A 13514-nucleotide genomic window follows, 5' to 3' on the forward strand; every position below is an offset into this window, starting at 1 on the left:
CGCGGGCGTCTTTCTTTACCGGCCTCCCTCCCCCCGGTCGGCAGGAATTACTGGCCGTCAGACAGACACCCCGCCCTTCGGGTCCGCTCTCCGCGTCCTTCCCCGAGGGAACACCTTGTCCTCATCACGTTGGCCGCGCGCTTGCAGAAGGGTCTGGGCGCGGTTGAAGGGCGGGGGAGTCGGGGTTGGTGGTGCGAGACCGGGACGGGGTGGCGGCGGTGGCGTGGTTTCGGATGGCGGTGTGCGTGGGGGGGCTCTTCCTCGTGGGGTGCGAGGAAGCCCGAGCTACGGCACCGCGCATCCCGGTGCTCGGCGAGGTGGGTGGACAGGTCGTGCAGGAGGGCGTGGAGGCCCATGCGTGGTCGCGGACCCTGATGGTGGGGGACCCTCAGGCTCCGCACGCGGTAGTGACCTCCAACGGGGACGTCCTCGTGGCTGCGACCTATCAAGAGCCCATCGACCTGGGGGCGGGGCCCCTGCCCTTCAATCGCAACGTCGTGGCGCCCCATCTGATGGTGGCGCGGTATTCGCCGGACGGCACGCTCCAGTGGGCGCGGGGCTGGACGCCGCGGCAGGCGGTGCGGGCCCGCGTGGGCGGCCTGGCGGTGGACGCCTCCGGCCACATCTTCCTCACAGGACTTTCCGCGGGCTTCACCCGCGACGGCGTCACGCTGCCGGAGGGGCCGTTCCTGGCCCGGCTGGATGGCGGTGGCGCGCTGGACTGGGTTCGCTCATTGCCGGGACAGGGGGCCGTGGCGGTGAACGGCGTCACGTCCGACCATGAGGGTGGCGCGGTGCTGGTGGGGGACTTCTCCGGCGCGCGCGACCTGGGCGAGGGTTTGAAGACAGCACCCAATGGCAGACATGCGGGCTTCGCGCTGCGCGTGGGACCGAAGGGTGAGCAGCGCTGGAGCCGCGTGTGGATGCCCTCGGGCGAGGGCGAGGTCTCCGCGCGCGCGGTGGCGGTGGATGTCTTTGGCGACGTGCACGTGGTGGGCGGCTACGCGGGGTCGGTGTCCTTTGGCGACGCCACCTTCGTCACCGTGCGCCAGCACACGCCCTTCGTGGTGAAGCTCACGCGCGACGGCGACCACGTCTGGAGCCACGACGTGCGCGGCACGGACGGCACCGCGGTGTCCGTGGCCGTGGGGGCGGACCGCGTCTTCGTGGGCGGCGGCTTCAGCGGCCGGCTCTACTTCAAGAACACCTTCCACCGCGCGGACTCGCGCGACGGCTTCCTGCTGTCCTACGACGCGCGCGGCGGCCAGCAGTGGGCGCGCACCGTCCCCACCGGCGCTCCCCTGGTCACCACCGACGAGGCGGGCCAGGTGACGGTGGCGGGCGGCCATGACGGCGGGCTGGCCCTGGGCGGGGGGAGCCTGCCTCCCGGGCTGTATGTCGCGAAGCTGCTGCCGGAAGAGGGCACGTCGCTGTGGGTTCGCGGCTTCGCGAGCCCCGGCACCGTGGCCCAGGCCCGCGCCGTGAGCGTGGACGCGTCCGGCGGCGTGCTCCTGGCCGGCGGCTTCAACCGGCCCGAGCAGGAGGACGGTCCGACGCGGCGGCTGCAGGACGGCTTCCTCTTCAAGTTCAACCCCTGACACGCCCCTCCGGCCCGGAGACCATCCCTTCACGGGCCGGACTGTGAGAGGGGTTGCGGCCCATGCCCCTTCCCGGTTCACGGCGGGTTCGTCCCAAGCAGCGTGTCACCGGCATGGCGTGCCGGGTCCTCGGGCTCCTGGCGTTGTCCGGAGCCACGCCCGCGAGCGCGAGCGAGGCGGACCTCGAGCTCCCCGACTTCCACTCCATCACCTTCATCGCGGGCCTGGACGGACGGCAGCTGCTGATGTCCGGCATCGCCGTCTGCGTGCTGGGGCTCGTCTTCGGTGTCCTGCAGTACGCGAGCCTCCAGAAGCGGGAGGTGCACCGGGCGATGCTCGAGATCTCCGAGCTCATCTACGAGACGTGCAAGACGTACCTGCTGACGCAGCTGAAGTTCATTGGCGTCCTCTGGGCGCTCATCGCGGCGGTGATGGTGGGCTACTTCGGCGTGCTCCAGCGGATGGAGCCCGGCCGGGTGGCCCTCATCCTGTTCGCCAGCCTCGTGGGCATCGCGGGCAGTTGTGGCGTGGCGTGGTTCGGCATCCGGGTGAACACCTTCGCCAACAGCCGCACCGCGTTCGCGTCGCTGCGCGGCAAGCCCTACCCCACGTATGCCATTCCGCTCCAGGCGGGCATGTCCATCGGGATGGTGCTCATCAGCACGGAGCTGCTGCTGATGCTGTGCATCCTGCTGTTCATCCCGCCGGACTTCGCGGGCGCGTGTTTCATCGGCTTCGCCATCGGTGAGTCGCTGGGCGCCTCCGCGCTGCGCATCGCGGGCGGCATCTTCACGAAGATCGCCGACATCGGGTCGGACCTGATGAAGATCGTCTTCCGCATCAAGGAGGACGACGCGCGCAACCCGGGCGTCATCGCGGACTGCACCGGCGACAACGCGGGCGACAGCGTGGGCCCCTCCGCGGACGGCTTCGAGACCTACGGCGTCACCGGCGTGGCGCTCATCACGTTCATCCTCCTGGCGGTGGAGCCCCAGTACCGGGTGCAGCTGCTGGTGTGGATCTTCATGATGCGCATCGTGATGGTGGTGGCGTCGCTGGCGTCGTACGGCATCAACAACGCCCTCCAGTCCGCGCGCTACGGCAACGCGGACCGCATGAACTTCGAGGCGCCCCTCACCTTCCTGGTGTGGCTGACGTCCGGGGTGTCCGTGGCGCTGACGTTCCTCGTCAGCTACCTGCTCATCCCGGACATCGGCGGGGACGGCACCCTCTGGGTGAAGCTGTCCGCCATCATCACCTGCGGCACGCTGGCGGGCGCCATCATCCCGGAGGCCATCAAGGTCTTCACCTCCACGGAGAGCCGCCACGTGCGCGAGGTGGTGACGGCCAGCCGCGAGGGCGGCGCGTCCCTCAACGTCATCTCCGGCCTGGTCGCGGGCAACTTCTCCGCGTACTGGATGGGCCTGGTCATCGCGGGGCTGATGGCGCTGGCGTATGGGTTCAGCACCCTGGGCGTGGGCGAGCTGATGATTGCCCCGGCGGTGTTCGCCTTCGGGCTGGTGGCGTTCGGCTTCCTGGGCATGGGCCCGGTCACCATCGCCGTGGACTCCTACGGCCCGGTGACGGACAACGCGCAGAGCGTCTACGAGCTGTCCCTCATCGAGGAAGTCCCCGACGTGAAGGAGCAGGTGAGGAAGGACTTCGGCTTCACGCCGGACTTCGACAAGGGCAAGCAGTTCCTGGAGGAGAACGACGGCGCGGGCAACACGTTCAAGGCCACCGCGAAGCCGGTGCTCATTGGCACGGCGGTGGTGGGCGCCACGACGATGATCTTCTCCATCATCGTGCTGCTGGTGGGCATCACGCGCGCCCCCAACGGCCAGCAGGTGCTCAACGCGGTCAACGCGCAGAACCTGTCGCTCCTGCACGCGCCCTTCCTGCTGGGCCTCATCACCGGCGGCGCCATCGTCTACTGGTTCTCCGGCGCCTCCATGCAGGCGGTGTCCACGGGCGCCTGGCGCGCGGTGGAGTTCATCAAGGCCCACATCCAGTTGGAGGGCGCGCAGAAGGCCAGCGTGTCGGACTCCAAGAAGGTCGTGGCCATCTGCACCTGGTACGCGCAGAAGGGGATGATCAACATCTTCCTGGTGGTGTTCTTCAGCACGCTCGCGTTCGCGTGCCTGGAGCCCTACTTCTTCGTGGGCTACCTCATCTCCATCGCTGTCTTCGGGTTGTATCAAGCCGTGTTCATGGCCAACGCCGGCGGCGCCTGGGACAACGCGAAGAAGCTGGTGGAGACGGAGCTCAAGGCCAAGGGCACGGAGCTGCACGCCGCCACCGTGGTGGGCGACACGGTGGGTGACCCGTTCAAGGACACCTCGTCCGTCGCGCTCAACCCGGTCATCAAGTTCACCACGCTGTTCGGCCTGCTCGCGGTGGAGCTGTCCGTGGAGCTGGAGGCCGCAGGACAGGGCACGCTCCTGCGCATCCTGTCCGCGGTGTTCTTCGCCCTGTCCGCGGCGTTCGTCTACCGCAGCTTCTACGGCATGCGCATCCAGCGCGAGGGCCCCACGAAGCGGGTGCCCAGCGCGCGGGTGAAACACGCCTGAGACAACGGCTCAGGCCCCGATGCCCTCGGGGTCCGTGGCCAGCTCCCCGCCCAGGTGCATGCCCGTCTGGCAGCGGTAGTCCGTCACCAGCGACGCGGCCAGCACCTTCACGCCCAGCAGCACGTGCAGCGCGGCCGCCACCGGCGAGCGCTTCGCGTACCCCAGCACGAAGGGCGCCAGCACCGCGCCCAGGCCGTAGGCGTAGTCCGCGATTTCATGCGCCTCGATGGGGATGAGCTTCGTGAGGCTCAGCCGGTAGTCCGTGAAGAGCGACACGCCCAGCGCGGCGCCGCCCAGGGCCCAGCCGGCCGCCTTCGCCGCGCGGTCACCGGACGCGTTCCCCACCGCCACCAGCGCCGCCCCACCCACGTAGTCCAGCACCGAGTGGATGTCCTGCGGCACCCAACGGCGCAGCGGCAGCCGGCCGAACAGGGGACGCGACAGGATGCCCGCCGCCGCGCTGTGGTCGCGCATGCGGCGCCACTCGCGGCGCACGGCGCCCTCCGAGCGCGGGGGGACAGGGGGCAGCACTGGCGCGGGCTCCAGGCCTCGGACCTCGTACATGACGTGACTCCTCTCCTGGCCGTCGTGGCCTTGTCCGGAACGGTAGCCACGCCTCCAGGCCCGGGCGCCGGGCCTGCCCCTCCCCCTTGCCCGCCTGCCTGCGACCACATGGGTAGGAAGCCTGACCACCCATTGAACTGTTGGCTGCCGGGCAAGGGGGCTTCCACCCACCCTGCCCCGCCGGGCAGACTTGTCTCCGCACTCAGGCCCTCACATTTCGAGAGGGCGGGCCGCCTTCGGGCGGTGGGTGCCGCGCCCCACCAACAAAGAGAAGACGATTCATGGCTACTGGTACGGTGAAGTGGTTCAACGATGCGAAGGGCTTTGGCTTCATCACGCAGGATGGCGGTGGTGAGGACGTGTTCTGCCACCACAGCGCCATCAACATGGACGGGTTCCGCACCCTGGCCGAGGGCCAGAAGGTGGAGTTCGAGGTGACCCGCGGCCCCAAGGGTCTCCAGGCACAGAACGTCCGCGCAGCGGGTTGATCCAACCCCGCTCCGGGTCCATCCGGAGTCATGGAAGCCCGGTCACGCGCATGCGGACCGGGCTTCTTCATTTTTACACCGGGCTCAGAAGGAAAAACGCGCAATCCCTTTCAAACCTTCCACCCTCCGAAGAATGCGGGGGGGGCTGGTGAAAGTCCGAAAGACGTCTGTTAGTCTTTGCGCCTGCGAGGGAGGGCGCACCTATGTTCGAAGTCACCAACGATGTCAGCCGTCGGACCATCACTGCCCGCATGAGCGGTTTCATGCGGCCGAACGAAATGAAGGAGTACGTGGCCGTCTACAAGAAGGCCACGGACAGCTACGGCGGAGGGCGGCACCTGGTTCTGGCCGACATGCGGGGTCTGCGCCCGCTGGAGCCTGAATCCGCGAAGCTGTTCTCCGAGATCGTCGACCACGGGCGCAAGAACGGCTGCGCGATGTGCGCGCACGTGTCGGACTCCACCATCGCGCGCCTGCAGACGGCCCGCGTGGCCTCGGAAGCATCCCCCAACGACGACATCACGGTGGACTGTGTGTCGCTGGAGGAAGCGCAGAACCAGCTCGCCAAGGCGCGCGTTCGCCTGCTGAACGGCGAGGGCATGTCGGCTTCGCGCTAGCTGCTTGTTTCATCCCCCTTGTTTCAAATGAAAGGCGCGGGTGACGACATCGTCACCCGCGCCTTCTTGTTTCAAGCCGTGAGGCTTTGAGGGTCAGGCCGCGCGGTCGTGCGCGGCGGGCGAGTCCACGGGCGGCGCCGTGAGCGTCCCCTCCTGGCGGGGCTGGCGCTTCTTGAAGGACAGCTTCTCCATGGCCGCGAACACCACCGGCACCACCAGCAGCGTGAGGAAGGTGGAGGTGATGACGCCGCCGATGACGGAGATGGCCATGGGGGCGCGGAACTCGGAGCCGGTGCCCGTGCCCACGGCGGTGGGCACCATGCCAATGGCCATCGCCGCGCTCGTCATGAGGATGGGGCGCAGGCGGCGCGGGCCGGCCTTGAGCAGGGCCTCGTCCACGGAGTCGCCTTCACGCAGGTGGTGGAGCGCGCCGTCGATGAGGAGGATGGCGTTCTTCGTCACGAGGCCCATCAGCAGGATGACGCCAATCATCGCGCCCATGCTGACGTGGTAGTTCGTGACGACGAGTCCCAGCAGCGCGCCCACGAGCGCCAGCGGCAGCGACACCATGATGGTGAAGGGGTGCTTGAAGGACTCGAACTGGCTGGCGAGCACCATGTAGATGAAGACGAAGGCCAGACCGAACGCGATGCCGAACGCGTCGTTCTGCTCATCCAGGCTCTTCATCTGGCCGTCGTAGACGATGGCGTAGCCGGGCGGCAGGGGCTTCTGGGCGATGGCGGCCTTGAGCTTCGTGGCCACGTCACCCAGCGCGGCGCCCTTGGCCAACTGGGACACGACGGCCACCTGGCGCTCGCGGTTCTCGTGCTCGATGACGCTGGGGCCGTCCTTGAGCGACACCTCCGCCACGTCCGTCACCTGGTGCAGCCCCTTGGGCGTGGCCACCATGAGCTGGCGCACGCGCTCCGGCGTGGCGCGGTCCTGCTCGCGCAGGCGCACGCGGATGTCCGTCTCGTCCGTGCCCTCGCGCAGCTTGGCCGTCACGTCACCGTCGATGGCCAGGCGCAGCTGCATGGCGAGTGCCGCGGCGGACAGGTCCATGTCCGCGGCGCGCGCGCGGTCGATTTGAATCTGGAGCTCCGGCTTGGCCGGGTTGGAGTCCACGCGCACGTCGGAGGTGCCCAGCGTGCGCAGGATGCCGGCGACGCGCTCGGCCTCCTCGTTGATGCGCTTCAGGTCCGGGCCCACCACGCGGACCATGATGGGATACCAGTCGCCCAGGCCTTCGATGGCCGGCGGGTCCGACAGGGTGATGGCGGTGGAGACCAGGTTGGGGACCAGCAGCGCGCGGGCCTCCTCCTTGAGGGTGCCGATGCTCTTCGTGCGCTGCTCCTTGCCCACCGTGAGCACGCGCATGCGCGCCTTGTAGACGTCTCCGTTGGGACCGACGGTGGTGTAGATGTCGGTAATCTCCGGGATCTTCTTGAGGAGGACCTCGGCCTCCGCGGCGCGCTCCGCGGTCTGCGCGAGGTTGGCGGAGTCCGGCAGCTGCAATTCGACGATGAGCTGCGAGCGGTCCTCCGCGCTCATGAACTCCACGCCCAGGCGGCTGGCGGCGCCGAAGGACAGCACCAGCGCCAGCAGGGTGAGGCCCGCGGTGGCCCACTTGTGGCGCAGCACCCAGCCCAGGATGCGCGCGTAGGTGTTCTCCGTGGCCTCCAGGAAGCGGCGCAGCGCGCGGAACACGGCGGGCTCGTGGTGCACCTCTCCCGGCTTGCGCGCCTTGGCGAAGCGCGCGGACAGCATGGGGTCCAGGGTGAAGGAGATGAACAGCGAGATGAGCACCGCCACGGAGATGGTGATGCCGAACTGCTTGAAGAACTGGCCCACGATGCCGGGCATGAAGGCCACGGGGATGAACACCGCCACCAGGGACAGCGTGGTGGCGAGCACCGCCAGGCCCACGTCCCGCGTGCCGTTGGACGCGGCGCTCATGGGGTCCTCGCCCTGCTCCAGCCGGTGGGTGATGGCCTCACGCACCACCACCGCGTCGTCGATGAGCAGACCGATGGCCAGCGACAGCGACAAGAGCGTCATCTGGTTGAGCGAGTAGCCCAGCACGTACATCACGAAGAACGTGCCGATGACGGACGTGGGCAGCGCGAGCGCGGAGATGAACGTGCCGCGCGGGTCCAGGAGGAACATCAGGATGATGAGGACCGCCATGAGACCGCCGAAGATGAGGGCGATCCACACCTCGTGGGTGTTGGCGCGGATGAGGTCCGACTGGTCGATGAGCAGCGTGGCCTGGAAGCCCTGCCCCACCACCGGCCCCATCTGCGCGAGCGTCTTCTTCACCGCGTCGCTGACGCTCACGGTGTTGGAGCCCGGCTGCTTCACGATCTCCAGCACCACGGCGTCGCGGGCGTTGAGGCGCGCGGTGGTGCGGCGCTCGGCGACGCCGTCCGTGACGGTGGCGATCTCCTCCAGGCGCACCTGCGCGCCGGTGGTGCTCCGCGCGATGGGCAGCTGGCGCAGGTCGTCCACGTTGGTGAACTCACCCATGGCGCGCACGGTCAGCTCGTTGGGGCCCAGCTTCAGACGGCCCGCGGGCAGGTTGAGGTTCTCCGAGCCGATGCGCTGGGCCACCTGGGACGGCGTGATGCCCACCGCGCGGGCCTTGTCCAGGTCGATGTCGACCTGGATTTCACGCGTGTCGCCGCCGGTGATGCGCACCTCCGCCACGCCGGCCAGCTGCGCGAGCGCGGGCTTGATGCGGTCATCCAAGAGCTTGCGCAGCGCCTGGGACGTCATGTCCGCGGACACCGCGTAGGTGAGGATGGGCGCGGCGGACAGGTCCACGCGGCTGACGATGGGCGCGTCCGCGTCCGTGGGCAGCTTGTTGACGGCCTGCCCCACCTTGTCGCGCACGTCCTGGACGGCGGTGTCCAGGGCGGTGCCCAGCGTGAAGGACACCACCACGGTGCCCACGTTCTCGCGGCTGAAGGAGTGGATCTTGTCCACGCCGCTGATGCCGGCGACCGCGTCCTCCAGGGGCTTGATGACCTGGGTCTCGATTTCGCCCGGGCCCGCGCCCTTGTAGAGCGTGTTGACCACCACCACGGGGAAGCTGACGTCCGGGTAGAGGTCGGTGCCCAGGCGCTTGAGGCCCATCACGCCCAGCACGATGAGCAGCAGGGACAGCATGGCCGTGAACACCGGCCGTCGGATGGAGACGTCACTGAGAATCATGGGAAGAGCTCACGCACGCGGCGACCGCCCGGGGGCGGCCACTGCCAAGAGGGGCGGCCTTGCGGCTACTTCACGGAGACGCGGGTGCCGGGGGTCAGGGAGGGCGTGGGGAAGTCCACCACCTGCTGGAGGACGGCGGCGGCGCGCACCACCACCTCGCGGTCGCGGCGCTCCAGCACCTGCACGTCCACGCGCTGGAGGGCGCCGTCGCTGACGACGAGGACGTGGTCCCCGTTGGAGGAGGACAGCGCCGTCGTGGGCACGAGCTGCGCGTCCTGCGCCTCGCCCAGCTTCAGCATCGCGCGCGCCAGGGTGTGGGCCACGAAGCGGCCGTCCGCGTTGGGCACGGCGATCTCCACCGGGATGCGGCGGGTGGTGGGGTCCGCGGAGGGCAGGATGGTGCGCACCACGGCCTCGTCGGTGGACGCGCCGTTGCCCAGCGCCGCCACGCGCACCTTCACGCCCGGCTTGAGCAGCGCGCGCGCCCCTTCCGCCACGGTGGTGCGGAAGATGAGCGTGTCCAGTTGCTCCAGCGTGAACAGCGGCGAGCCCGGCCCCACCGTGGCGCCCGTCTGGTCCGGGGATTCAATCAGCGTGCCCGCGAAGGGCGCCTTCAGGTCGTGCCGGCGGCGCGACGCGCGGGCCTGCGCCAGCTGCGCCTTGGCGGCCATCACCTGGGCCTGGGCCTGCGCGGCGGCGGCGACGGCGTTCTTGTGCTGCTGGTCACTGACGCCTCCGCCGGTGCTGAGCTTCTGGGTGCGCTCGGCGGCGTCCTGCGCCATGGAGGCGGCGGCCTCCGCGGCGGCGACGGCGGCCTGCGCGCCGGCCACCTGCGCGTCCACGATCTCGGAGTTGAGCTGGGCGAGCGTGTCGCCCTTCTTCACGGCCTGCCCCTTCTTGACGCGGACCTCCTCCAGCCGGCCGCCCACCTCGAAGCCGACCTGGAGGCCCTGGGCGGGGTACAGCGTGCCCGTGACCTCCTCCGACTGGGAGGCCTGCACGCCGCGCGCGGAGACGACCTTCACGGCCGGCGCGGGCTTGTCCTGGCCAGGGGCCGCGGCGGCGGCGGGCGGCGCGGACGCATCCGCCTTGTCGCAGCCGGTGAGCGCGAGCGCGGCGGCCATGCCCATGGCGGCGAGGGCGCGGGGGGCGAAGGGCTTCGTGGAGGATTTCACGGGCGTTTCCTTGGCGGACGGTGCGGGTTGGCCGCGCGGGCGTGGCGCCGGCGCGTGGAAGGCGGAGAGGAGGGCCGCGCGTAGGCGACGGCCGGGGGCACGGGCTCGCGGGGCAGCGAGCCTTCGTGCATGAGGCGCTGGAGGCCCACGGCCCAGGCGGCCAGGTCCGGCTTCTGCGTCAGCCGGCCCATGCGCCGGGCCAGCAGCAGGTACGTGCCCACGACGAACGAGCCGAAGAGGCTGGGGTCCACGTCCGGGGTGTCCGGCTGCTCGCCGCGCAGGTGGTGGAACTCCCGCGCGATGCGGTCCACCTCGCGGTCCACCACGTCCCACATGACGGACTCGAACGCGGTGCCCTGGCTGCCCACGATGAGCGCGGTGACCAGCTCCCGCTGCTCCCACATGAGCTCCAGCATCTCCACGTCCAGCGCGGCCTCCAGGCGCAGGAAGGCGCGGTAGCGCTCCGAGCGCGTGGCGACGTCACCGGGGCCCGGCATCCCGTGGTCGGCGCGGAAGCACTCCATGCGCGAGATGCGCTCGGTGGCCAGCCGCTCCAGCTCCTCCAGGAAGCGCTGCACCAGCGCCGCGAAGAGGGACTCCTTCGAGGGGAAGTGCAGGTAGAAGGCGCCCTTGGACAGGCCGCTGGCGGCGGTGATGTCGCTGATGCGCGCGCCCTTCACGCCCCGCTTCGCGAACTCCGCCCGCGCGGACGCGATGAGCGCGCTGCGGGCTTTGGGGTCGGCGTGACGGGGCATGGCGGGGGCATTCCTAACCCGCCGGTCAGAAATAAAACAGTCGTTGCTGAACGCCGGGTCAGGAATCCGAGGGGCGTGTCGGCGGAGGGCGCATGAGGGCGGAGCAGAGCGGACACGCGGGGGGGGCGTGGGGGGCGTCCCGGCGGTGCAGGTCCAGGATGGCGCGGGAGACCTCCGCCAGCTCGCGGCGCACCTCGCGGCGGGCGCCCTTCACGCGGGCGATGCGCATGTCGTCGTAGCCGGTGGTCTGGTGGCGCATCCAGGCGATGACGGCCGCCTCCGCGCGCCGCTCGATGGGGATGCGCTCCGTGCGGGCCACGGTGCCGCTGCCCACGGGGGTGGCGTGGCCCGCGACGAGCACGGCCAGGCGCTTGGCGTGGGGGAGCCACGCGGGGCTGAAGGCGAGGAAGCGCAGGACGGCGTTGGCGAAGTCGACCTCGTACTCCTCCTGCTCCTTGGCGCGGCGCTCGCGGCCCTGGGCCAGCTTCCTGGCGTAGGCGGGGGTGGCGCGCTCCTCCTCCAGGGCGGCCTTCGCGTGGACGATGTGGGCCTCCGGCGCCCACACGCCCCGGGAGAAGAGCTTGCGGCCCACCTTCTCCACGACGGTCCAGGAGGGGCCGGCGGCCTTCACGCGGCGGGTGAGGCCGGCGTCGCCGGGGGGAAGCAGGGCCCAGCCGTCCGGCACGGAGAGGAGGCGGCCGTCCTGGGCTTTCACTCGGCGGGGGTCGGCCGTGGGGCCGACCGTCAGGGAATCAGGCATGGGGTCGGGTCCGAAAGGGCCGGCTGCATAGCACGCCCCCTCGCACCCTGGTAAATGCCCCCGGAACGCGCGCGCGAAGGCAGACTCCGTGCGTGCGAGGAGGTCACTCTCGACGTGGGAAGCGCCGGCATGTCCCTACTGAGGCTCACCTTCCTGGGCACCTCCGCCGCTCAGCCCACCTTGCATCGCGGCCTGTCCGGCCTGGCGGTGAAGGCGGACGCGGACCTGCTCCTGTTCGACTGCGGCGAGGGCAGCCAGCGGCAGATGGTGCGCTTTGGCACGGGCTTCACCGTGGAAGCGGCGTTCTTCACGCACTTCCACGCGGACCACTACCTGGGGATCATCGGCTTCCTGCGCACGCTGGGGATGATGGGCCGCACCGAGCCCATGCACCTCTACGGGCCGCCTCCGGCGCGCCGGCTGTTGCACCAGGCCGTGCACCTGGGGCTGGAGTCCACGGCCTTCCCGGTGGAGATCCACGAACTGAAGGACGGAGACGTGGTGCGCCGCAACGGCTACTCCGTGCAGGCGGTGGGCGTGGACCACCGCATCCACGCGCTGGGCTACGTGCTAGCGGAGGACGGGCGTCCAGGGCGCTTCCACCTGGAGAAGGCGCGCGAATTGGGCGTGCCGGAGGGGCCGTCCTTCGGGAAGCTCCAGAAGGGCGAGTCCGTCACGCTGCCGGACGGGCGCGTGGTGAAGCCGGAGGACGTGCTGGGCGAGTCGCGGGCCGGACGGCGGCTGGTGATTTCCGGCGACACGCGGCCCTGCTCCGCGCTGGTGCAGGCGGCGAAGGACGCGGACCTGCTGGTGCACGAGTCCACCTTCTCCGACGACGAGCAGGCGCGCGCCATCGAGACGCGGCACTCCACCGCGCGGGAGGCGGGCCAGGTGGCGAAGGAGGCGGGCGCGAAGCGGCTCATCCTCACCCACCTGTCCAGCCGCCACGACACCGACCCCGGGCGGCTGCTCACGCAGGCGCGCGAGGCCTTCAAGGGGCCGGTGGAGGTGGCCCACGACGGCCTCACCGTGGAGCTGCCGCTGCGCGATTGAGGTTCGCTTCGCGCGCGGCAGCCCCCGGGAGTGCGGGACTACTCGACCTTCTTCGCCTCGGCCTGGAGGGCGGAGGCGGCGTCCGGGTCCACCTTCTGGAGCAGCTCCCACTCCAGCTCGGAGTCACGGCGCATCTGGGAGTTGCCGGCGCCCACCGCGGACTCGCCCGTCTCCTTGGCGCGGCCGTCGGTGCTGTCGGCGGCGCGGGACTCGGAGCGGTCCTGGCGGCGGATCTCCACGGAGCACTGGCCGGGGCCGCGCTCGGTGCCGCGCACGTGGTAGCGCGCGTAGGCGGTGCCCAGCGAGGACGGGGCGCTGGTCATGAGCCACTCCGTCGTCGCCTCGAAGCCCTGCTGGCCCTTCATCAGCGAGTAGCCCTTCTCCTGGAGGAGGGCGACGGCCGCCGGCCACACCTCCGCGATGGGCTTGCGGTAGACGTGCCCCATGGCCTTGTCCTCCAGGTACGCCTGCTGCCGGCGCGCGGCACAGCCGCTGCTGAAGGCGAGGGCGAGGACGGACACCACGAGCAGCGCCGAGGCGCGGGACGATTTCGAGGGGTTCATTGCTCCGGACTCCATGAAAGGGAAAGACGGTTGCGGAACATCGCGCGGGGCGGCCCCGGAAGCCAAGTCCGGGCCCGTGCGCGATGGGGTTACCCTCATCAGGCAACCTTCGTTTGGTAGGAGCCCCCCTGCCTCCCGGTGATGCGTCCGGCGCCGCA

The 13514-nt window shown here is 70.3% G+C and carries 11 protein-coding genes; 5 read left to right on the forward strand and 6 right to left on the reverse strand.

Features of this window, described 5'->3' with window-relative positions:
* Positions 1-188: 188 nt before the first annotated feature.
* Both JYK02_RS18975 and JYK02_RS18980 read left to right on the forward strand, forming a co-directional pair.
* Positions 189-1598 (forward strand): hypothetical protein, encoded by a 1410-nt coding sequence (locus JYK02_RS18975; protein WP_347402524.1) that lies wholly within the window; start codon positions 189-191, stop codon positions 1596-1598.
* Between the two features lie 113 nt (positions 1599-1711).
* Positions 1712-4168 (forward strand): sodium-translocating pyrophosphatase, encoded by a 2457-nt coding sequence (locus JYK02_RS18980; RefSeq protein ID WP_431603499.1) that lies wholly within the window; start codon positions 1712-1714, stop codon positions 4166-4168.
* A 9-nt stretch (positions 4169-4177) separates the two neighbouring features.
* Here JYK02_RS18980 and JYK02_RS18985 read toward each other — a convergent pair whose 3' ends face one another.
* The gene (locus tag JYK02_RS18985) at positions 4178-4732 is read right to left on the reverse strand and encodes a hypothetical protein (RefSeq protein ID WP_207052929.1); all 555 of its coding nucleotides are present in this window, start codon (positions 4730-4732) and stop codon (positions 4178-4180) included.
* Between the two features lie 281 nt (positions 4733-5013).
* On the opposite strand from JYK02_RS18985, the gene JYK02_RS18990 reads away from it, so the two are divergent.
* Together JYK02_RS18990 and JYK02_RS18995 are read left to right on the forward strand one after the other, a co-directional pair.
* Positions 5014-5220 carry a cold-shock protein gene (locus JYK02_RS18990; RefSeq protein ID WP_120526528.1) on the forward strand — a complete coding sequence of 69 codons (207 nt, stop codon included), beginning with the start codon at positions 5014-5016 and terminating at the stop codon, positions 5218-5220.
* A 263-nt stretch (positions 5221-5483) separates the two neighbouring features.
* Positions 5484-5837 carry a hypothetical protein gene (locus JYK02_RS18995; RefSeq protein ID WP_242588805.1) on the forward strand — a complete coding sequence of 118 codons (354 nt, stop codon included), beginning with the start codon at positions 5484-5486 and terminating at the stop codon, positions 5835-5837.
* A 93-nt stretch (positions 5838-5930) separates the two neighbouring features.
* Here JYK02_RS18995 and JYK02_RS19000 read toward each other — a convergent pair whose 3' ends face one another.
* The 4 genes from JYK02_RS19000 to JYK02_RS19015 form a co-directional block, all read right to left on the reverse strand.
* Positions 5931-9050, reverse strand: a complete 3120-nt coding sequence (locus JYK02_RS19000) for an efflux RND transporter permease subunit (protein WP_207052930.1) — start codon at positions 9048-9050, stop codon at positions 5931-5933.
* 65 nt (positions 9051-9115) lie between these two features.
* Positions 9116-10225 carry an efflux RND transporter periplasmic adaptor subunit gene (locus JYK02_RS19005; protein WP_207052931.1) on the reverse strand — a complete coding sequence of 370 codons (1110 nt, stop codon included), beginning with the start codon at positions 10223-10225 and terminating at the stop codon, positions 9116-9118.
* Entirely contained in the window at positions 10222-10980 is a 759-nt protein-coding gene (locus tag JYK02_RS19010) for a TetR/AcrR family transcriptional regulator (RefSeq protein WP_207052932.1), read from the reverse strand. The genes JYK02_RS19005 and JYK02_RS19010 overlap by 4 nt, the downstream gene beginning before the upstream one ends.
* A 58-nt stretch (positions 10981-11038) precedes the next feature.
* On the reverse strand, positions 11039-11740 hold the full coding sequence (locus JYK02_RS19015) for a DUF2293 domain-containing protein (RefSeq protein WP_207052933.1): 702 nt from the start codon (positions 11738-11740) through the stop codon (positions 11039-11041).
* Between the two features lie 129 nt (positions 11741-11869).
* Here JYK02_RS19015 and rnz point away from each other — a divergent pair, with 129 nt between their 5' ends.
* Complete coding sequence (gene rnz, locus JYK02_RS19020) at positions 11870-12793, forward strand: ribonuclease Z (RefSeq protein ID WP_207052934.1); 924 nt, start codon at positions 11870-11872, stop codon at positions 12791-12793.
* Between the two features lie 38 nt (positions 12794-12831).
* Here rnz and JYK02_RS19025 read toward each other — a convergent pair whose 3' ends face one another.
* Positions 12832-13356, reverse strand: a complete 525-nt coding sequence (locus tag JYK02_RS19025) for a hypothetical protein (protein ID WP_207052936.1) — start codon at positions 13354-13356, stop codon at positions 12832-12834.
* Between the last annotated feature and the right edge of the window lie 158 nt (positions 13357-13514).

It is taken from the genome of Corallococcus macrosporus, from assembly GCF_017302985.1.
In the GTDB taxonomy this organism is placed as follows: domain Bacteria; phylum Myxococcota; class Myxococcia; order Myxococcales; family Myxococcaceae; genus Corallococcus; species Corallococcus macrosporus_A.